16 protein-coding genes are annotated in these 17,920 nt (G+C 67.3%); 10 read left to right on the top strand and 6 right to left on the bottom strand.

Annotated features, from left to right (window positions below):
• Positions 1–726: 726 nt before the first annotated feature.
• Positions 727–1,419 carry an LrgB family protein gene (locus tag DELCS14_RS01220; RefSeq protein ID WP_013800125.1) on the bottom strand — a complete coding sequence of 231 codons (693 nt, stop codon included), beginning with the start codon at positions 1,417–1,419 and terminating at the stop codon, positions 727–729.
• 5 nt (positions 1,420–1,424) lie between these two features.
• Complete coding sequence (locus DELCS14_RS01215; protein ID WP_013800124.1) at positions 1,425–1,898, bottom strand: CidA/LrgA family protein; 474 nt, start codon at positions 1,896–1,898, stop codon at positions 1,425–1,427.
• Between the two features lie 76 nt (positions 1,899–1,974).
• On the opposite strand from DELCS14_RS01215, the gene DELCS14_RS01210 reads away from it, so the two are divergent.
• Both DELCS14_RS01210 and DELCS14_RS01205 read left to right on the top strand, forming a co-directional pair.
• Entirely contained in the window at positions 1,975–2,883 is a 909-nt protein-coding gene (locus DELCS14_RS01210; protein ID WP_013800123.1) for a LysR substrate-binding domain-containing protein, read from the top strand.
• Between the two features lie 4 nt (positions 2,884–2,887).
• Positions 2,888–3,523: a pseudouridine synthase gene (locus DELCS14_RS01205; RefSeq protein WP_013800122.1), complete on the top strand. Its 636-nt coding sequence runs from the start codon at positions 2,888–2,890 to the stop codon at positions 3,521–3,523.
• Here the strand turns inward: DELCS14_RS01205 and DELCS14_RS01200 are convergent.
• A complete protein-coding gene (locus DELCS14_RS01200) occupies positions 3,520–4,542 on the bottom strand; it encodes a hypothetical protein (protein WP_013800121.1) in 1,023 nt (340 codons plus the stop codon). The two genes, DELCS14_RS01205 and DELCS14_RS01200, sit on opposite strands and share 4 nt — an antisense overlap.
• 2 nt (positions 4,543–4,544) lie before the next feature.
• On the bottom strand, positions 4,545–4,901 hold the full coding sequence (locus DELCS14_RS01195; RefSeq protein WP_013800120.1) for a zinc ribbon domain-containing protein YjdM: 357 nt from the start codon (positions 4,899–4,901) through the stop codon (positions 4,545–4,547).
• Positions 4,902–5,040: 139 nt separating this feature from the next.
• On the opposite strand from DELCS14_RS01195, the gene DELCS14_RS01190 reads away from it, so the two are divergent.
• The 3 genes from DELCS14_RS01190 (at position 5,041) to DELCS14_RS01180 (ending at position 7,875) form a co-directional block, all read left to right on the top strand.
• Positions 5,041–5,934 carry a LysR family transcriptional regulator gene (locus tag DELCS14_RS01190; protein ID WP_013800119.1) on the top strand — a complete coding sequence of 298 codons (894 nt, stop codon included), beginning with the start codon at positions 5,041–5,043 and terminating at the stop codon, positions 5,932–5,934.
• 94 nt (positions 5,935–6,028) lie between these two features.
• On the top strand, positions 6,029–6,751 hold the full coding sequence (locus DELCS14_RS01185; protein WP_013800118.1) for a DsbA family protein: 723 nt from the start codon (positions 6,029–6,031) through the stop codon (positions 6,749–6,751).
• Between the two features lie 92 nt (positions 6,752–6,843).
• Entirely contained in the window at positions 6,844–7,875 is a 1,032-nt protein-coding gene (locus DELCS14_RS01180; protein ID WP_013800117.1) for a cyclase family protein, read from the top strand.
• Positions 7,876–8,019: 144 nt separating this feature from the next.
• On the opposite strand, the gene argE is transcribed toward DELCS14_RS01180, so the two are convergent.
• On the bottom strand, positions 8,020–9,183 hold the full coding sequence (gene argE / locus DELCS14_RS01175; protein WP_013800116.1) for an acetylornithine deacetylase: 1,164 nt from the start codon (positions 9,181–9,183) through the stop codon (positions 8,020–8,022).
• A gap of 164 nt (positions 9,184–9,347) precedes the next feature.
• Between argE and DELCS14_RS01170 the strand changes: the two genes are divergently transcribed.
• The 5 genes from DELCS14_RS01170 (at position 9,348) to DELCS14_RS01150 (ending at position 14,970) form a co-directional block, all read left to right on the top strand.
• Complete coding sequence (locus DELCS14_RS01170; RefSeq protein ID WP_012202177.1) at positions 9,348–10,661, top strand: MFS transporter; 1,314 nt, start codon at positions 9,348–9,350, stop codon at positions 10,659–10,661.
• Positions 10,662–10,961: 300 nt separating this feature from the next.
• Positions 10,962–12,302, top strand: a complete 1,341-nt coding sequence (locus tag DELCS14_RS01165; protein ID WP_013800115.1) for a C4-dicarboxylate transporter DctA — start codon at positions 10,962–10,964, stop codon at positions 12,300–12,302.
• Positions 12,299–12,985, top strand: coding sequence for a GntR family transcriptional regulator (locus tag DELCS14_RS01160; RefSeq protein ID WP_012202175.1), 687 nt, complete (start codon positions 12,299–12,301; stop codon positions 12,983–12,985). Before DELCS14_RS01165 ends, DELCS14_RS01160 begins: the two co-directional genes overlap by 4 nt.
• A 171-nt stretch (positions 12,986–13,156) precedes the next feature.
• The gene (locus tag DELCS14_RS01155; RefSeq protein WP_013800114.1) at positions 13,157–14,500 is read left to right on the top strand and encodes a glycerophosphodiester phosphodiesterase family protein; all 1,344 of its coding nucleotides are present in this window, start codon (positions 13,157–13,159) and stop codon (positions 14,498–14,500) included.
• A 98-nt stretch (positions 14,501–14,598) separates the two neighbouring features.
• On the top strand, positions 14,599–14,970 hold the full coding sequence (locus tag DELCS14_RS01150) for a DUF2195 family protein (RefSeq protein ID WP_013800113.1): 372 nt from the start codon (positions 14,599–14,601) through the stop codon (positions 14,968–14,970).
• A gap of 184 nt (positions 14,971–15,154) precedes the next feature.
• Here the strand turns inward: DELCS14_RS01150 and metH are convergent, their stop codons facing one another.
• Positions 15,155–17,911 (bottom strand): methionine synthase, encoded by a 2,757-nt coding sequence (gene metH / locus DELCS14_RS01145; RefSeq protein WP_228676838.1) that lies wholly within the window; start codon positions 17,909–17,911, stop codon positions 15,155–15,157.
• Between the last annotated feature and the right edge of the window lie 9 nt (positions 17,912–17,920).

Raw genomic sequence — 17,920 nt, 5'->3', positions numbered from 1 at the left:
GAACGAAGCCGTGCGGACGCCCTTGCGGGTAGCCCCATCCCGTCCGTAACCGCAGGAACGCAGGCTTGCGCCCACGCTCCGGAAATCAGACGTGACAAGGCCTCCTTGACGGCGAGGCCGCACCGCTTCGTTTTGGGTGTTCTTACGCACCGGCCCCGGAACAGGGGGCTGCCGCGATGATAGAGGCTTTCAAGATGGCAAGCGCCCCAGGCCGAGCGAAGCGAAGGCTCGCACCCACTCCCCGTATGTCCGCGCCTGCGCCGTGGCGGTTGCGGGGTTGCAGTCCTGCCGCAGGACAGGACTGCTTCGTCATCTGACTCGCCGTGATTGTTTGAACGTAGCTCGCAGAGCGAAGTGAGTTTCACGGCGAACCCCGCAACCGCCACGGCGCAGGTGGCCCCGCAGCGCAGCGAAGGGGTCGCGGACATCCGGGTCGCCTTCTTTGATCTGACCTTTCTTGGCGAATCAAGAAAGGGCAGTCGGCTGCCGGGCCGAGACCCGGCCTCGAAAAACAACCACCCGGCAGGGGCAAAAGATTGCACCTAAGCCAAAAGCAATCGAGGCACAAACAAGGCGGGCGGGAGTTAAGAACATGTGCAAGGCATGCGGACGCCCTTACGGGTAGCCCCATCCCGCCCCAAACCCAAAGACAGCCGGGTCCCCAAAACCCCAGCCATCAAACACCGGTCACGGATAGTAGCTCCCGCATCACTTCAGCAAATCACTTCAGAAAAACAGCACCCGCACCCAAGGCGCCACCACCACATTCAACGCCCCCGCAATCATCATCACCAACGAAGCAACCACCGCCTGCACATCCCCGAACTGCCGCGCCTTCGCCACCCCGCTGCCATGCGCGGCACCACCCAGAATGGCGCCCGCAGCCAGCTTGCTGCGCACGTGCGGCAGCAGCCGCAGGATGGTCTCGCCCATGAGCATGCCGCTGACGCCCGTGAGCAGCACGAACAGCGCGGCCAGGTCGGTGGGCCCGCCCAGCACGCGCTCGGCCTCGATGGCGAAGGGGGTGGTCACCGAGCGCACGGCCAGGCCCTTTTGCAGGTCCACGGGCAGTCCGAAGGCCTGTGCGAACCAGATGGTGGTGGCAATGGACACGCCACTGGCCACGAGCACGCCGGTGGCGATCGACATCCAGTGCTTGCGCAGCAAGTGGCGGTTTTCGTGCAGGGGCAGCGCAAAGGCCACCGTGGTGGGGCCCAGCAGCCAGACCAGCCAGTGCGTCTGGGCGATGTACTGCGGGTAGCGCACATGGGTCAGCAGCGCCAGCGCGATCAGCACCATGGGCGTGGCGACGATGGGCATGAGCAGCGGATGCGGATGGCGGCGGTACACGCGCTTGTTGGCCGCATAGCAGGCCAGCGTGGCCAGCAGCGACAGCAGGCCTATGGCCTGGTCGGACATGGCGTTCACTCCTGCTCCCTGTGCAGCCCGGCGCGCGTGGAGCGGCGCCGGGCCAGCCACAGCTCCAGCCGGTAGACGCGGTCCACGGCCAGCGCCGTGGCGGCCATCACGCAGGCCGTGCTGGCCACGATGACGCCCAGGATGCGCAGGCCCTGGTGCTGGATCAGCTCGGTGTATTCGGTGACGACCAGCATGGCGGGCACGAAGAACAGCAGCATCTCGGCCAGCAGCCAGTTGGTGCCGCCCTGCAGCCAGCGCGCCTTGACCAGCCCGCTGAACAGGCCCGTGGCCAGCAGCGCGAAGCCGATCAGCCCGGCCGGCATGCCCCAGCCGAAATGGGCGCGCACGGCCTCCATGGCCACCCACAGCGCACTGAGCAGCCCCACCTGCAGCATGCCGCGCAGCAGCGGCCAGCAGTGATGCAGCAGGCCCTGAAACACCTGCGGCCGCAGGACGGGCATGGCGGAAATCTTTGACATGGGGCAATCCTAGGGTTTGCACTCAGATTCGTAAAATGAATAATCTCCATTTTTCCCATGCACAAAAGGAATCCTCATGGACCTGCGCGCGCTGCGCTACTTTGTCGAGGTGGTGCGCTGCAACAGCTTCACGCGTGCGGCCGAGGCGCTGCATGTGACCCAGCCCACCATCAGCAAGATGGTGCGGGCGCTGGAGGAGGAGCTGGGCGGCCCGCTGCTGCTGCGCGAGGGGCGCGGTGTGCAACTGACCGACGCAGGCCAGGTAGTCCACGCGCGCGGCCTGCAGGTGCTGGAGCAGTCACGCCAGCTGCTGCAGGAGGTGGCCGAGGTGGACGGCATTGCGCGCGGCAGCCTGAGCGTGGGCATCATGCCCACGGCCGGGCACTACATGGCGCCCGTGATCGCGCGCTTTCAGCAACTGCATCCGGGCGTGGAACTGCATGTGCAGGAGCAGGGCGCACGCGCCCAGCGCCAGCTGCTGCTGGACGGCAAGCTGGACATGGCGCTGGGCCTGCACGGCGCGGGCGAGGCGGGTGGCGACCTGGCCGGAGAGGGCCTGGAGTACTGCACCATCGCCCACCAGAAGACACGCGTGGCCTTTGCCGCGCACGAGGTGCCCGACCCGAACGCACCCGTGCACTGGAGCGAGCTGGCCCGGCGGCCCTTTGTGTTCTACACCTCGGACTTCGCCCTGCACCAGGCCGTGCTGGAGCATTGCGCGGCGGCAGGCTTCAGCCCACAGGTGCGGCTGCAGACGCGCTACTGGGACTTCATCGGCGACCTGGTGGCAGAAGGCGTGGGCGTGGCCGTGATGTTCGAACATGTGATCGCGCGGTTCGACCCCCGGCGCGTGTCCAGCCGCCCGCTGGTGGGGCCTGAACTGCACTGGGACGTGGTGCAGCTGTGGCGCAGCGGCTATCTGTCACGCGCGGCGAGGGCCTGGCTGGAGTGCGTGCGTGCGGTCTATCCCGACGACAATCGCTGAGTCCATGCAACCCAGAAAACGCCCACCCTTGCGCCCTTTTGCAGGCCCGGCCCTGCGCGCCCGACCCGCCTTCGCCGACCGGCCCGACACCGGCCCCTCACGCCTGCTGTGCTTCAACAAGCCCTACGGCGTACTCAGCCAGTTCACCCCCGAGGGCCGCTGGCGTGGCCTCAAGGAATACATCGACGTGCCGGGCGTGCATGCGGCAGGCCGGCTCGACGCCGACAGCGAAGGACTGCTGCTGCTGACCAATGACGGCCCGCTGCAGGCGCGCATTGCCGATCCGCGCTTCAAGATGGAGAAGACCTACTGGGTACAGGTCGAGGGACTGCCCGACGAGGCCGCGCTGCAGGCCCTGCGCCAGGGCGTGCAGCTCAACGACGGCATGACGCTGCCCGCGCAGGCGCGCCGGCTGGAGCCGCCGCCCGTGCTGTGGCAGCGCGACCCGCCCATCCGCGTGCGCCAGAACATTCCCGACTGCTGGATCGAACTGGTCATCCGCGAAGGCCGCAACCGCCAGGTGCGCCGCATGACGGCGGCCATTGGCCACCCCACGCTGCGGCTGGTGCGCGCAGCCATCGGGCCCTACACGCTGGACGGCCTGGAGCCCGGCCAGTGGAAGGATGTGGAGCCCGCCTAGGGTTCCGGATTGTCGGTAGGTGCCACAGCCTGCCAGCGCTGCAGGCCGAGCCACGGATGAAAGCGCCGCGCCTCGCCCACCTCCACGCGCTCGATGCTGCCGGCCAGCAGCGGCCACAGGCGCTGCAATTGCGCCGAGCGCTGCTGCGTGCAGCGCCGCGCGCGGGCCAGCAGCTCGCTGCCCTGGCCCAGCAGGCGCGACAGTTCGCGCAGGCGTGGCGGCGGCAGGCATTGGGCGCTGGCCAGCATCAGCCAGGACGGTGCCTGGCCCGCCTGGGCGGGGCCGCTGGCGGCGAATTGCTCCAGCAAAGCGACATGGGCACTGAGCAGGGGCGCGGGCGGTTTCTCGGCCAACATGATCTCCAGCAGCCTGCCCTCGATGCGCCAGCGGGCGGGCACCACGGCATGCTCTACCGAGTTGCCGAAGCGCGTGGACTGGCGATGGCGGACGGCACGGCTGCCCTGCTCCAGCAAGGGCTGCAGCAGTTCGGCCAGGGCCTGCTCGCGCTGCGCCGTGGGCGCTTCGGCCAGCGTGATGCGCAGCGGCACGGCCTCGTAGCCGCGCAGCTGGTCGCGCCAGGCCATCCAGCCCGCCGTGTCGGGGCCGCCCAGCAGCAGGGCGAAGAAGGCGCCCAGGCCGGCCAGGGCCGAGCCGGTCCACCAGGACACCTGCACAGGCTGCCGCCCGGCGATCAGCCAGCCCGTCAACCAGACCAGCGCCCCCGCGCAGGTGGCTGCCAGCAGGCCCATGCCGAAGGCGAGGAAGGGCGCGCCATCGAGCCGGTCGGGCAGCACCACCAGCATGGCCACGCAGGCCGCGCCGGCGCACAGCGCAACGGCCCACCAGCCCGCCACGGGCAGGGCGCGCGCGGTGCGGCCCGTGAGACCCGTACGGCCGGCCAGTGTCAGCAGCATGAGGGCCACCACCGCGCCAGCGGTCAGCGCAAGGAACAGGGGCGCAAACACCCACAGCGCCAGCAGCCCGAGGACCGCCGATACCGCAAGCGACAGCGCCAGCATGCTCAGGCCTTCTTGAGGAACTCCGACTTGAGCAGCATGGAGCCCAGTTCGGTCTTGCAGTCCACGTTGTGGCCGTCGGCGCCATCGACCAGGCGGATGCCCTTGATCTTGCTGCCCTTCTTGAGCACGGTGGACGAGCCCTTGACCTTGAGGTCCTTCACCAGGATCACGGCATCGCCGTCGGCCAGCGCATTGCCGTTGGCGTCGCGCACGATGCCGTCGCCAGCGGCGGCTTCGCCGGACTCTTCTTCGGCCTGCATGGGCCATTCGAAGGCGCAGTCGGGGCAGATGTAGCTGGTGGCGTCGGGATAGGTGTTTTCAAGGCCGCACTGGGGGCAGGCGGGAGTGGTCTGGGGCATGGGATTGAACAGATTCGGTGAAGACAAAGGGGCGCGGCGGGCGCGCCGTACCTGGCGATTGTCGCCCCTGCCCCCGCAGGCATGCCCCGGCAAACCCGAGCGGCCTGCTACGCTGCGCGCCACTCTTTGCTTTTTCCCCATGGATACGCTGACCCCCTTGCGCGCCTTCCGGCGCATCGTAGAACTGGGCTCCATCGCCAAGGCGGCCGACGCGCTGGACCTGTCCTCGGCCGCGCTGAGCAAGCAGCTGCGCGCGCTCGAAGCCCATCTGGGCGCCGTGCTGCTGCAGCGCACAACGCGCCGCATGAGCCTGACCGACACGGGCCAGGCCTACTACGCCGAGTGCTGCAGGCTGCTCGATGAATTCGATGCGCTGGAACAGTCGGTGCGCGCGCAGTCGCAGCAGGTGGCCGGCCGGCTGCGCGTGAATGCGCCGCTGTCGTTTGCGCTGAGCACGCTGTCGCCGCTGCTGGCGCGCTTCATGCAGCGCCATCCGCAGCTGCAGATCGACCTGTCCATGGAAGACCGGCTGGTGGACGCGGTGGGCCAGGGCTTCGATGTGTCCATCCGCCTGAGCGCGGAGCTGGCGGACTCCTCGCTGATCGCGCGGCGCCTGGCCTCGCTGTCGCAGATGCTGTGCGCGGCCCCTTCCTATCTGCAGGCGCATGGCCGCCCGGCCAGTGCCGCCGCGCTGCGCGGCCATGCGCTGCTGAACTACAGCCTGGCGCATGCGCCCCGCGAAGCGGGCGAGAGTCCCCAGGCTCCGTCCGAGGCGCGCGCCAACGTCAACAACAGCCTGATGCTGCGCGACCTGCTGGTGGCGGGCCTGGGTATTGGCGCCCTGCCCTCGTTCCTGGCGCGGCCGGCGATTGCGGCAGGCCAACTGGTCGCACTGGACCTTGCGGACCAGGCCGCGCAGGCCCGCCATGTCTACGCGGTCTATCCCACGCAGCGCCACCTGCTGCCCAAGGTGCGCGCCTTCGTGGACTTCCTGGCCGAGGAGCTGCCTGCCGCCATGGGCGAGGATTGTTGACGCCGCGTTAAGAGTTCCTCAAGCGCACGCCCCTTTTTCGCGCCGGGCCTGCGGCCTACGCTTGCCGTCCATCACAGCCATGAAGGACACAAGCATGACGCAATGCAATGATTTTTCCTGCGCCCTGCCCGCGCAGGATGCGGCGGCGCCCTCGCCGCAGCAGGCCCTGCAGGCGGCGCCCGCAGCGGCGCCTGCGGTCGCCCCCGCCATCGACTTCTTCCATGACGTGGTCTGCGGCTGGTGCTACGTGATGTCGCCACGCCTGCGCCAGGTGGCGCGCGAGCTGGGCCTGCGCGTGCGCCACCGCAGCTTCGTGCTGCAGGCCTCGCGCGCCGAGATGGTGGCGGCCTTCGGCTCCATGGAGCGCGCCAAGCAGGTCATCCTGGAGCACTGGCAGGCCTGCGCGGAGCATGACGACGAGGACCGCATCGACATCGAGGGCATGCGCCGCGAGGCCTTCGAGTACCCCAGCGGCATGGCCGGCGCACTGGCCTGCCAGGCGGCCCAGATCCTGGGCGGCGATGACGCGCACTGGGATCTGTTCGACGCCATCCAGCATGCCCACATGAGCGAGCACCGCAACATCGGCGACGCCGAAGTGCTGCTGGACATCGCCACGCGCACAGGCTTCGAGCGCAATGCCTTCGCGGGCTGCATGGAAGGCGCCCAGGCGCTGGAGCAGGTGCGCCAGGACCGCGCGCTGGCGCAGCGCATGGGCCTGCGCTCCATTCCCACGCTGATCGCGCCGCGCCTGCCGCCGCTGCAGACCCAGTCGCTGGCTGCGCTGCGCGAACGCCTGCACTTCCTGGCGGCCTGAGCGCCCCCGTCTTTGCTTTTTTCACCGGCGTTTTTCCGCCTTCCTTCGCGCGCGGCATGCGCGCCCTTTTTCAGCAGACCAAGGACTCTTGCATGACTCTCCAACGCTTCGCTCGCCGCATGGCGCTGCCCTCTCTCGTGATCGCCCTGGCCACCGCCTTCGCGGGCACAGCCGCCCAGGCCCATGGCGGCCACGAGCCTCCGGCCGGCGCACGCCAGGACGTGGGCACCAGCCCCTGGGGGCCGGCCGACGAGATCGGCCGCCTGAACCTGATCACGCCGGCCTCGCGCGCGGCCATCCTGCAGCGCATCACGGGCGGGCAGGTCTATGACCTGGCCACCGAGTACTACGTGGGCATGCCCAGCTGGCAGGACGCGGGCGATCCGCACTACCAGTTCTGGATGACGCACACGCCGCGCGGCACCGTGGTGGACGATCCTATGAACGTGGGCAAGGACATGAACGCCACGCGCAGCTACACGGGCACGGCGTTTTCCATGTACAGCCACACGGGCACGCACATCGATGCGCTCAACCACTTCGGCATACGCGGCAGGATCTGGAACGGCTTCAGCGCAGACCAGCATCTGGGCGACCGGGGCTGGCAGCGCACGGGCATCGAGAAATTCCCGCCGCTGGTGGCGCGCGGCGTGCTGATCGACGTGGCGGCCGCCAAGGGCCTGGAGATGCTGCCCGACCAGTACCGCATCACGCGCCAGGACCTCAAGGACGCGCTGGCACGCCAGAAGGTGACGCTGCAGGAAGGCGACATCGTGCTGGTGCGCACGGGCCGCATGAAGCTGTACGGCCAGCCCCAGGCCTACATGGCCAAGCCGCCGGGCCTGGGCCTGGATGCCGCGCGCTTTCTGGTGGAGGAAGGCGGCGCCATGATCGTGGGCGCCGACAACCTGAGCCTGGAGACGTTCCCGTCCGAGGTGGACGACGACTACGTCCCGCTGCACAGCTACCTGCTGGCGCAAAAGGGCGTGCCCATCATGGAGCTGGTGGCGCTGGACGACCTGTCGCGCGACAAGGTCTACGAGTTCGCCTTCATCGGCGGCCCGCTCAAGATCCGCGGCGGCGACGCCGCGCCGCTGCGGCCCATCGCCATTCCTGTGCGCTGAGCGGGGCAAGACGAGATTTCTTGAGCTTGACCTCGAAACTCCCGCGCCCCCAAGGCGAGGGACACCGAGCAAGGGCCGCCCCGCAGCAAGGGTGTCGTCCCCCTCCGAAGAGAGGGGGAAGGCGCGAAGCGACTCAGGGGGTGATCACAGACTCGTGCCCATTTTGCTGAGGAAGCGCTCGCAGGCGTCGAGCTGGGCCAGTTCGACGAACTCGTCGGGCTTGTGCGCCTGCTCGATGGAGCCGGGGCCGCAGACCACGGTGGGAATGCCGGCGTTGTGGAACAGGCCGGCCTCGGTGCCGTAGGCCACCTTGCGCTTTTCCTGGTCGGCGGTCAGCGCGCGCACCAGCTGGGTGATGGCGGCTTCTTCCGAGGCTTCCAGCGCGGGCGCGCTGGCGCCGGTCTCGATCTCGATGCGCGCGTCGGCGAACTCGGCGCGCATGCGCGGCAGCAGTTCGTCGCGCACATAGGACTCGACCTGGGCCTGGATGCCATCCACCGACATGCCGGGCAGGTTGCGGAATTCATAGGCGAATTCGCACAGCTCGGGGATGGTGTTGACCGCGATGCCACCCTGGATCTGGTTGGTGGTCATGGTGGTAAAGGGCACGTCGAAGAATTCGTCGTAGGGGCCGTGCGCCTTGAAGTGGTCGGCGATGTCCCGGATGCGACAGATCAGCCGCGCCGCGTACTCGATGGCATTGCTGCCGCGCGGCGTGAGCGACGAATGCGCGGCCTTGCCGTGCACGCGGCAGCGGTAGAGGTTGATGCCCTTGTGCGCCACCACGACCTGCATGCTGGTGGGCTCGCCGACCACGCAGCCGTCGAAGCGTGCGCCCTCGGCCTTGAGCTGGTTGATCATCACGGGCGCGCCCGCGCAGCCGATTTCCTCGTCGTACGAGAAGGCCAGGTGCACGGGCCTGGCGCGCTGCGTGGCCAGGAATTCGGGCACCAGCGCCAGCGAGGCGGCGATGAAGCCCTTCATGTCGCAGCTGCCGCGACCATACAGGCGCCCGCCCTTTTCGGTGAGCGCAAAGGGGTTGGTGCTCCACTGCTGGCCATCGACCGGGACCACGTCGGTATGGCCGGACAGCACGATGCCACCCTGCGTTTCGCCGTTGTGGGCCGGCAAAGTGGCGAAGAGATTGGCCTTGGCGCCGTCCGGAGAGTGGAACAATCGGGCACTCACGCCCAGCGTGGCCAACTCATCGCGTACACACTCGATCAGCGCCAGGTTGGAGTTGCGGCTGGTGGTGTCGAATGCGACCAGTGTTTCCAGCCAGTCGCGGGTGTTTTTCCAGGTAGTCATGTGGTTCCATCTGCGCCATGGCCTGCGCCGCCCTTCGTGGACGACGCAGGCCATGGCATAGGCATTGCATATGGCGAAGCAGTGTACGCCCGGGTTGCGGCCCGGGCAGGCACGCCGACCCATGCCCCGGGCGTGACTGCCGTCTTTTCAATCCCTTTTCGGAAATGGACCCTGCTTTGACCAAGCAAACCGTCTCGACCCGCAACATCGTGGCTGCCGTCATCGGCAACGCGCTGGAGTGGTATGACTTCCTGGTGTTCGCCTTCATGACACCCATCGTCGCCAAGCTGTTCTTCCCCAGCAATCCCGACAATCCGGACGACAACATCAACCGCATCCTGATGACCACGGCCGTGTTCGGCGTGGGCTTCTTCATGCGGCCCGTGGGCGGCATCCTGCTGGGCCTGTACGGGGACCGCAAGGGCCGCAAGGCGGCCATGGTGATGGTGACGGGCCTGATGGCGGTGGCGATCGCGCTGATCACGCTGGCTCCCACCTATGCGGCCGTGGGCATCCTGGCGCCGCTGTTCATCGTGCTGGCACGGCTGCTGCAGGGCTTTGCGGCCGGCGGCGAGTTCGGCACGTCCACGGCACTGCTGATCGAGCTGGCACCGCCCGGCAAGCGCGGCTTCTATGGCTCCTGGCAGATGGCCGGCCAGATGCTGGCCCTGCTGATCGGCGCGGCCACGGGCACGCTGATCACCGAGATCTTCACCGAGGAGGAGCTGATGGCCTGGGCCTGGCGCGTGCCCTTCGCCGTGGGCCTGCTGATCGTTCCCGTGGCGCTGTACATCCGCCGCCATGTGGAGGAGCCCGAGGTCTTCAAGGAAATGCAGGCTGCTCAGGCCAGCGGCAAGGCGCGCCAGATCGGCATCATGGAGATGCTGCGCACGCATGCGCGCGAGACGCTGGTGGGCATGGGCCTGGTGGTCACGGCCACGGTGTCCATCTACATCACCTTCACCTATCTGGTGACCTATGCCACGGTGACGCTGAAGCTGCCCATGCGCGATGCCTTCATGGTGCAGATGGCCGGCGCCGCGCTGATGGTGGTGATCATGCCGTTCTTCGGCGCCCTGTCGGACCGCGTGGGCCGCCGCATGCTGACCATCGGCTCGCTGATCGGCTACCTGGTGGTGCTCTACCCGCTGTATGCCTGGCTGACGGACGGCCCCACGGTGCAGAAGCTGCTGATCACCCAGCTGGTGGTCTGCGTGTTCGTGGCCGTGTTCTTCGGCGTGTTCAGCACGGTGATGGCCGAGCTGTTCCCGCCCCAGGTGCGTTCGGCCGGCATGTCCATGGCCTACAACGTGGCGGTGATGATCTTCGGCGGCTTCGCGCAGTTCATCGTGACCTGGCTGATCCGCTCCACGGGCTCGCCCATGGCGCCGGCCTTCTATGTGATGTTCGGCGTGACGCTGGGCCTGTTCGCGGCCTTCTTCATCAAGGACCGCGCGATGGAGCGCAACCTGCGCTGATCCCGGTGCGGTGCGCAAGGCACCGCGCCCGCGCATGCCCCGCCACGGGGCCTGCGCCCCGCCCGCGCACCCGCCTGCGCACCATGCGCGGGCATGACGGCCACCCGCCCTGCACCACGGCTGGGAGGCCCGCCCGCATCGGCGGATTTCATGCAGAAAAAGTCAGGGCTGATGCTCTCTGGAGTGCCGCAAATCTGCAGGGAATACCCTCTGCTGGCACGCGTTTCGCTTGTCTACATTCTTGCATGCAAGTTGTAAATCCACTTGCATACAAGATTCCACAACTTGCGAAAGACGACTATGCGCCGCTTTGCCAGATCACTGTTCGGACAGGTGGTGATCGCACTCATCCTGGGTGTGCTCGCCGGAATATTGGCCCCTGAATGGGCCGTGAAGCTCAAGCCCCTGGGCGATGGCTTCATCAAGCTCATCAAGATGATCATTCCCGTGCTGGTGTTCTGCGTGGTGGTGCACGGCATCGCGGGCGCAGGCGACCTCAAGCGCGTGGGCCGGGTCGGCGTCAAGTCGCTGATCTACTTCGAGGTGCTGACCACCATCGCCCTGGTGCTGGGCCTGGTGCTGGCCTTCGTGTTCCAGCCCGGCGCGGGCATGAACGTGGACCCGAGCAAGCTCGACGCCTCGGCCATGAGCGCCTACGCCAGCAACGCCGACAAGCTGACCAGTGGCGGCACGGTGGACTTCCTGATGAAGCTCATCCCCACCACCGTGGTGCAGGCCTTTGCCACGGGCGACGTGCTGCAGGTGCTGCTGTTCGCCGTGCTGTTCGGCTGCGCGCTGACCATGCTGGGCGAGCGCGGCGCGCCCGTGCATGCGCTGATCGACACGCTGTCGAACGTGCTGTTCAAGATCATGGGCATCCTCATCAAGCTGGCCCCGCTGGGCGTGCTGGGTGCGATCTCGTTCACCGTGGGCCAGTACGGCATCGGCTCGCTCAAGCAGCTGGGCATGCTGGTGCTGCTGTTCTACGTGGCGGTGATCTTCTTCGTCTTCGTGGTGCTGGGGCTGGTGATGCGCTTTTCGGGCTTCAGCCTGATCAAGCTGCTGCGCTACCTGCGCGAGGAGTTGATGGTGGTCTTCGCCACCACCTCCTCGGACAGCGTGCTGCCCCAGATCATGGCCAAGCTGCGCAACATGGGCGTGCGCGACTCCACCGTGGGCCTGGTGATTCCCACGGGCTACTCGTTCAACCTGGACGCCTTCTCCATCTACATCACGCTGGCCGCCGTGTTCATCGCCCAGGCCACGAACACGCCCATCGGCATGGCCGACCTGCTGACCATCCTGGCGATTGCGCTGGTGACCTCCAAGGGCGCCCACGGCGTGCCGGGCTCGGCCATCGTGGTGCTGGCGGCCACGCTGCATGCGATTCCGGCCATCCCCGCCATCGGCCTGGTGCTGGTGCTGTCGGTGGACTGGTTCATGGGCATTGCCCGCGCGCTGGGCAACCTGATCGGCAACTGCGTGGCCACCGTGGCCATCGCCGCCTGGGAAGGTGACATCGACCGCGAGCGCGCCCATGCCGTGCTCAACGGCCTGGCCGACAATCAGGGGCCCGACGCCGAGCCCTCCGCCGCCGCCGTCCCCGCAACCGTGACTCCTGCCCACCCTGCAACGCAATGACACCTGTAAGCCCCCAGCACATCGCCGAGCGCGTCGTCGAAGCCATCCTGGCCCAGAAACTGGCGCCCGGCGAACGGCTGGGGGAGCAGGAGCTGGCCGACAACTTCGCGGTCAGCCGCACCATGGTGCGCGAGGCGCTGATGCAGCTGCAGGCGCGCGGCTTCGTGCAGGTGCAGCCCCGGCGCGGCTGGTACGTGGTCCAGCCCTCGGCCGAGGAGGCGCAGGATGCCTTCGCGGCGCGCCGCATCATCGAGACCGGCATCCTGGGCGAGGCCGGCCGCCCGATGCAAAGCGTGATCGGCCAGCTGCGCCGCCACATCGCCCAGGAGCAGGACGCCATTGCCGGCGCCGACGCGGCCACGCGCGCCTTCCTGCTGGCCGACTTCCACGTCTGCCTGGCCGAGCAGATGGGCCACCGCCTGCTGGCGCTCACGCTGCGCGACCTCACGGCCCGCACCACGCTGGCGGCCACCTTGTTCCAGTCCACGCACAGCGCCAGCCAGTCCTGCGCCGAGCACGAACGCATCGTCGAGGCGCTGGAGCGCGGCGACACCGAGGGCGCCAAGGCCCTGCTGCTGGAGCACATCGGCACGGTGGAACGCTCGCTGGAGATCCGCCCGCCCGAAGCCCCCGACGCCAGCGACCGCCTGCGTGCCACGCTGGCGCCCCTGTTCGGGGGATAACCCTGTGTCGGAGGGTCGGCAAATTTCCACCGACCGTCGCTAAAACGCCAATCTGGGCCATACGGTACGCACTGTCATGGTGCCGACACGGCTGACTGCATACGCTGCTGAGTTGGCGCATTGCGCGCCGTTCATCAACCCACCACTGCTTCGGATATGACCCAACGTCCTATGTCCTTTTCCCGCACTCCCCTGCTCGCGTCCCTGTGCGCGGCTGCAGTCCTCACGGCCTGCGGCGGTGACGGCGGCTCGTTCTACCTCACGCTCGACGGAAAGCAGCCCCAGGTGATCGCCCACCGCGGCTTCTCGGGCAAGTTCCCGGAGCAGACGCGCATGGCCTACGAGGCCGCCGCCGATGCAGGCGCGGACATGCTCGAACTCGACATGCACATGACGAAGGACTGCCAGCTGGTCGCCCGCCACAACGCCTGGCTCAGCGACAGCACCAACGTGGCTGACGTGGCCAAGACCAATGCCGAAGTGGCACGCCGCCAGCGCACCACGGCCGGCGTGCTGGTCAACGTGAAGTACCCCGCCGTGCCTGCCAACGGCCCCTCGCAATACCTGAGCGACCAGCTCGATGCCAACGATCCCAAGTCCGTGCTCAAGGCCCTGGTGGTCGATGGCGAGGACCACCGCAACGACTGGTCCATCAGCGACTTCACGCTGCAGGAGCTGCGCACCTGGCTGACCGGCACCATCCTGGACAACCGCAGCGAGCGCCCCACCGAGTGGAACGGCAAGCTGCCCCTGATCAGCGCCCAGGACGTGCTGGACATCGCCGCCGCCAAGGGCAAGGCCCTGGGCCGCACCATCCCCGTCTACGCCGAGACCAAGAACCCCTACTGGAACAACCAGCAGGCGATCGCCAACGGCTGCGGCGCGCCCGGCTCGCGCCCGTTTGAAGACGCGGTGATCAAGCTGCTGGACCAGAACAATCTCAACGCCAAGGACTCGGCCATCTACATCCAGAGCTTCGACCCGGCCAGCCTCAAGTACCTGCGCCAGGCCGGCATGAAGGCCAAGGGCGTGCAGCTGATCGACGGCAACGACTTCAGCCTGCGCGACGGCTCCATGGTCTACATCACCAACGATGAATGGACCTTCATCAGCGGCCGCCCCTACAGCTGGACCCTGGCCGGCGACGCCCGCACCTTCGCCGCCATGCTCACGCCCGCAGGCCTGGCCGACATCAAGACCTATGCCGACGGCATCGGCCCCTGGAAGCCCCAGGTCCTGGCCCACTCCGTCGTGCCCTACAAGGACGGCGCCGGCCTCAAGGACGTGAACACCGTCAAGGACACGGGCCTGATCCGCGAAGCCCACAAGGCCGGCCTGATCGTGCACAGCTTCACCTTCCGCAACGAGCCGGGCCGCCTGGCCGGCCTGTACAAGGGCGACCCCGTGCAGGAATACCTGACCTACTACCGCCTGGGCATCGACGGCGTGTTCACCGACTTCACGGATACGGCCGTGACGGCGCGCAAGGCGTACAACAAGGAAATCGGGCTCTGAAACTCCCATCCCGCTGACCCATGACAAGGCGCCTCGTGCGCCTTGTTTTTTGGGCGCGGCATCGGACATCCAACCGAACGGAGGCACACTTGTACGGCATGAACAGATACGCAATATCGGCCGCTCTTTTGGCTGGGTCCGCCTTTGCTGCCCATGCCGACCAGATAACGTTTCAGAACGATCTTTCAGCCTGCGTGTCGATCACGGCGACGAAGACTTCCACAGAGTCCAACGTGGTGTGGGCGAACACCCGTGTTCAACTGCGCAAATCGATTGGCGAGTGCGGATGCCTTTCGGCTCTGGCGACCTACACGAGCAGCGTGAACCGAGGGGGCGTCCGGCAGGTACTGCAGGAAGGCCTGATCGACCTGGGCAGCGGGGGGGAGAGAAAACTCGTCCTTGCGACCGACCCGGCCCTGGCCGCCAACAAGGAGGTGCGGGTTCGGCTGGCGTGCACCGGGCCCTTGTAGGGCATCCTGGCTCCGGCAGCATCGGCGCGCGCGTGAACGCTCCGCCGGATCACATCTTCTGATCGACTGCCTGCGCCGCTGGCGCGCCCTGTCCGCTATTCCAGTCAAAGATGAATGCCTTTGTCCAAAATAGCGAAAAATCGCACGCCTGACCGGCGTAGCCAAGCCAGCGGTCAACCCAATATCAGGCGAGATTCGGCGCCAGCAGCCTGCGCAGCTCCTCGATGTCCATGCCCCGGCGCGCGGCCATGTCGGCGAGCTGGTCCTCGCCGATCTCGCCGACGTTGAAGTAGACGGAGTCGGGGTGGCCGATGTAGAAGCCGCTGACGCTGGAGGCCGGGTTCATGGCCAGGCTTTCGGTCAGGCTCATGCCGATCTCGTCGGCCTTGAGCACGGCGAACAGGTCGGTCTTGGCGCTGTGGTCGGGGCAAGCCGGGTAGCCGGGCGCGGGGCGCACGCCCTTGTACTGTTCCTTGATCAGCGCTTCGTTGCTGAGGTCCTCGTCGGGCGCATAGCCCCACAGGTCCTTGCGCACGCGCTGGTGCAGGCATTCGGCGAAGGCCTCGGCCAGGCGGTCGGCCAGGGCCTTGAACATGATGCCGGAGTAGTCGTCCAGCGCGTCTTCGAACTCCTTGTCCTTCTTCTCGGCGCCGATGCCGGCCGTGACGGCGAACAGGCCCGCGTAGTCCTGGATGCCCGATTCCTTGGTGGCCACGAAGTCGGACAGGCAGCGGCTGGGGCGCATCACGGGCTGGCCATCCGGGCCTTCCACCATCTGCTTTTCGGTCTGCTGGCGCATGCCGTACCAGGTCATCAGCACCTGGCTGCGGGACTCGTCGGCATAGAACTCGATGTCATCGCCCACGCGGTTGGCCGGGAACAGGCCGATGGCGCCGTTGGCCTGCAGCCAGCGGCCTTCGATGATTTTCTTGAGCATGGCCTGGCCGTCGGCCAGCACCTTGCGCGCCTCGACGCCGACGATCTCGTCGTCGAGGATGGCCGGATAGGGGCCGGCCAGGTCCCAGGTCTGGAAGAACGGGCCCCAGTCGATGTACTCGGCGATCTCGGCCAGGTCGAAGTTGCGGAACACGCGCCGGCCCAGGGCACGCGGCGCCACGGGGGCCTGGGAAAAGTCCACGGGCGTGGCGTTGGCGCGGGCCTTTGCCAGAGGCCACAGCGGTGTCTTCTTCTTGTTGGCGTGCTGGGTGCGGACCTTGTCGTAGTCGGCCTGGATCTCGGCCAGGTAGTTGCCCTTGTTCTCGCCCAGCAGGCTCTGGGCCACGCTGACGCTGCGCGAGGCATCGGGCACGTAGACCACGGGGCCTTCGTACTTGGGCGCGATCTTGACGGCGGTGTGCACGCGCGAGCAGGTGGCGCCGCCGATCAGCAGCGGAATCTTCTTGATGCGGAAGTAGTCGTCCTTGTGCATCTCGCCGGCGACGTATTGCATCTCTTCGAGGCTGGGCGTGATCAGGCCCGACAGGCCGATGATGTCCGCGCCCTCGGCCTTGGCCCGGGCCAGGATCTCATGGCAGGGCACCATCACGCCCATGTTGATGACCTCGAAGTTGTTGCACTGCAGGACCACGGTGACGATGTTCTTGCCGATGTCGTGCACATCGCCCTTGACGGTGGCGATGACGATCTTGCCCTTGCTGGACACGTCCAGGCCCGCCGCTTCCTGCTGGCGCTTTTCCTCCTCGATGTAGGGCACGAGGTGGGCCACGGCCTGCTTCATCACGCGCGCCGACTTGACCACCTGGGGCAGGAACATCTTGCCGGCGCCGAACAGGTCGCCCACGATGTTCATGCCGTCCATGAGCGGGCCTTCGATCACGTGCAGCGGGCGGCCGCCGCCCTGCACCACGATCTGCTGGTAGGCCTCTTCGGTGTCGACGACGATGAAGTCCGTGATGCCGTGCACCAGGGCGTGCGACAGGCGCTCGCCCACGGTCTTCGGGTTCTCGGGCGTGCCGCGCCATTCGAGCTTCTTGCTGTCGTCCTTGGCGGCGCCCTTGGCCGCGTCGGCAATCTCCAGCAGGCGTTCGGCAGCGTCAGGGCGGCGGTTGAGCACCACGTCTTCCACGCGCTCGCGCAGCTGGGGCTCCAGGTCGTCATAGACGCCGACCATGCCGGCGTTGACGATGCCCATGTCCATGCCCGCCGAGATGGCGTGGTACAGGAAGACGGTGTGGATGGCCTCGCGCACGGGGTCGTTGCCGCGGAAGCTGAAGCTCACGTTGGAGACACCGCCCGAGACCTTGGCGCCGGGCAGGTTGCGCTTGATCCAGCGCACGGCCTCGATGAAGTCCACGGCGTAGTTGTCGTGCTCCTCGATGCCGGTGGCCACGGCGAAGATGTTGGGGTCGAAGACGATGTCCTCGGGCGGGAAGCCCACCTCGTCCACCAGGATGCGGTAGGCGCGCTCGCAGATCTCGATCTTGCGCTGGTAGGTGTCGGCCTGGCCCTTCTCGTCGAAGGCCATGACCACGGCGGCCGCGCCGTAGCGCCTGATCAGCCGGGCCTGGCGCTTGAATTCATCCAGGCCTTCCTTCATGGAGATGGAGTTGACGATGCCCTTGCCCTGCAGGCAGCGCAGGCCGGCCTCGATGACCTCCCACTTGGAACTGTCCACCATGACCGGCACCTTGGCGATGTCGGGCTCGGAGGCGATGAGGTTCAGAAAGCGCACCATGGCGGCCTTGCTGTCCAGCATGGCCTCGTCCATGTTCACGTCGATCACCTGGGCGCCGTTTTCCACCTGCTGGCGAGCCACGGACAGCGCTTCCTCGTACTGCTCGTTGAGGATCATGCGTGCAAAGGCCTTGGAGCCCGTGACGTTGGTGCGCTCGCCCACGTTGACGAACAGCGTGCCCTCGCCGATGGAGACGGGCTCCAGGCCCGACAGACGCATGGGAGGGGGAGTGAAAGAGGACGACATCAAGCTCAC

The organism is Delftia sp. Cs1-4 (genome assembly GCF_000214395.1).
Taxonomy (GTDB): Bacteria; Pseudomonadota; Gammaproteobacteria; order Burkholderiales; family Burkholderiaceae_C; genus Comamonas; species Comamonas acidovorans.
Note: the sequence above shows the minus strand (reverse complement) of the source record. Positions and strands in the feature narration are given on the sequence as shown.

Excerpts from the sequence above, each read along its gene's own strand:
- DELCS14_RS01220 (WP_013800125.1), bottom strand. The coding sequence starts at position 1,419 with ATGTCCGACCAGGCCATAGGCCTGCTGTCGCTGCTGGCCACGCTGGCC.
- DELCS14_RS01215 (WP_013800124.1), bottom strand. The coding sequence starts at position 1,898 with ATGTCAAAGATTTCCGCCATGCCCGTCCTGCGGCCGCAGGTGTTTCAG.
- DELCS14_RS01210 (WP_013800123.1), top strand. The coding sequence starts at position 1,975 with ATGGACCTGCGCGCGCTGCGCTACTTTGTCGAGGTGGTGCGCTGCAAC.
- DELCS14_RS01205 (WP_013800122.1), top strand. The coding sequence starts at position 2,888 with ATGCAACCCAGAAAACGCCCACCCTTGCGCCCTTTTGCAGGCCCGGCC.
- DELCS14_RS01200 (WP_013800121.1), bottom strand. The coding sequence starts at position 4,542 with ATGCTGGCGCTGTCGCTTGCGGTATCGGCGGTCCTCGGGCTGCTGGCG.
- DELCS14_RS01195 (WP_013800120.1), bottom strand. The coding sequence starts at position 4,901 with ATGCCCCAGACCACTCCCGCCTGCCCCCAGTGCGGCCTTGAAAACACC.
- DELCS14_RS01190 (WP_013800119.1), top strand. The coding sequence starts at position 5,041 with ATGGATACGCTGACCCCCTTGCGCGCCTTCCGGCGCATCGTAGAACTG.
- DELCS14_RS01185 (WP_013800118.1), top strand. The coding sequence starts at position 6,029 with ATGACGCAATGCAATGATTTTTCCTGCGCCCTGCCCGCGCAGGATGCG.
- DELCS14_RS01180 (WP_013800117.1), top strand. The coding sequence starts at position 6,844 with ATGACTCTCCAACGCTTCGCTCGCCGCATGGCGCTGCCCTCTCTCGTG.
- argE (WP_013800116.1), bottom strand. The coding sequence starts at position 9,183 with ATGACTACCTGGAAAAACACCCGCGACTGGCTGGAAACACTGGTCGCA.
- DELCS14_RS01170 (WP_012202177.1), top strand. The coding sequence starts at position 9,348 with ATGGACCCTGCTTTGACCAAGCAAACCGTCTCGACCCGCAACATCGTG.
- DELCS14_RS01165 (WP_013800115.1), top strand. The coding sequence starts at position 10,962 with ATGCGCCGCTTTGCCAGATCACTGTTCGGACAGGTGGTGATCGCACTC.
- DELCS14_RS01160 (WP_012202175.1), top strand. The coding sequence starts at position 12,299 with ATGACACCTGTAAGCCCCCAGCACATCGCCGAGCGCGTCGTCGAAGCC.
- DELCS14_RS01155 (WP_013800114.1), top strand. The coding sequence starts at position 13,157 with ATGTCCTTTTCCCGCACTCCCCTGCTCGCGTCCCTGTGCGCGGCTGCA.
- DELCS14_RS01150 (WP_013800113.1), top strand. The coding sequence starts at position 14,599 with ATGAACAGATACGCAATATCGGCCGCTCTTTTGGCTGGGTCCGCCTTT.
- metH (WP_228676838.1), bottom strand. The coding sequence starts at position 17,911 with ATGTCGTCCTCTTTCACTCCCCCTCCCATGCGTCTGTCGGGCCTGGAG.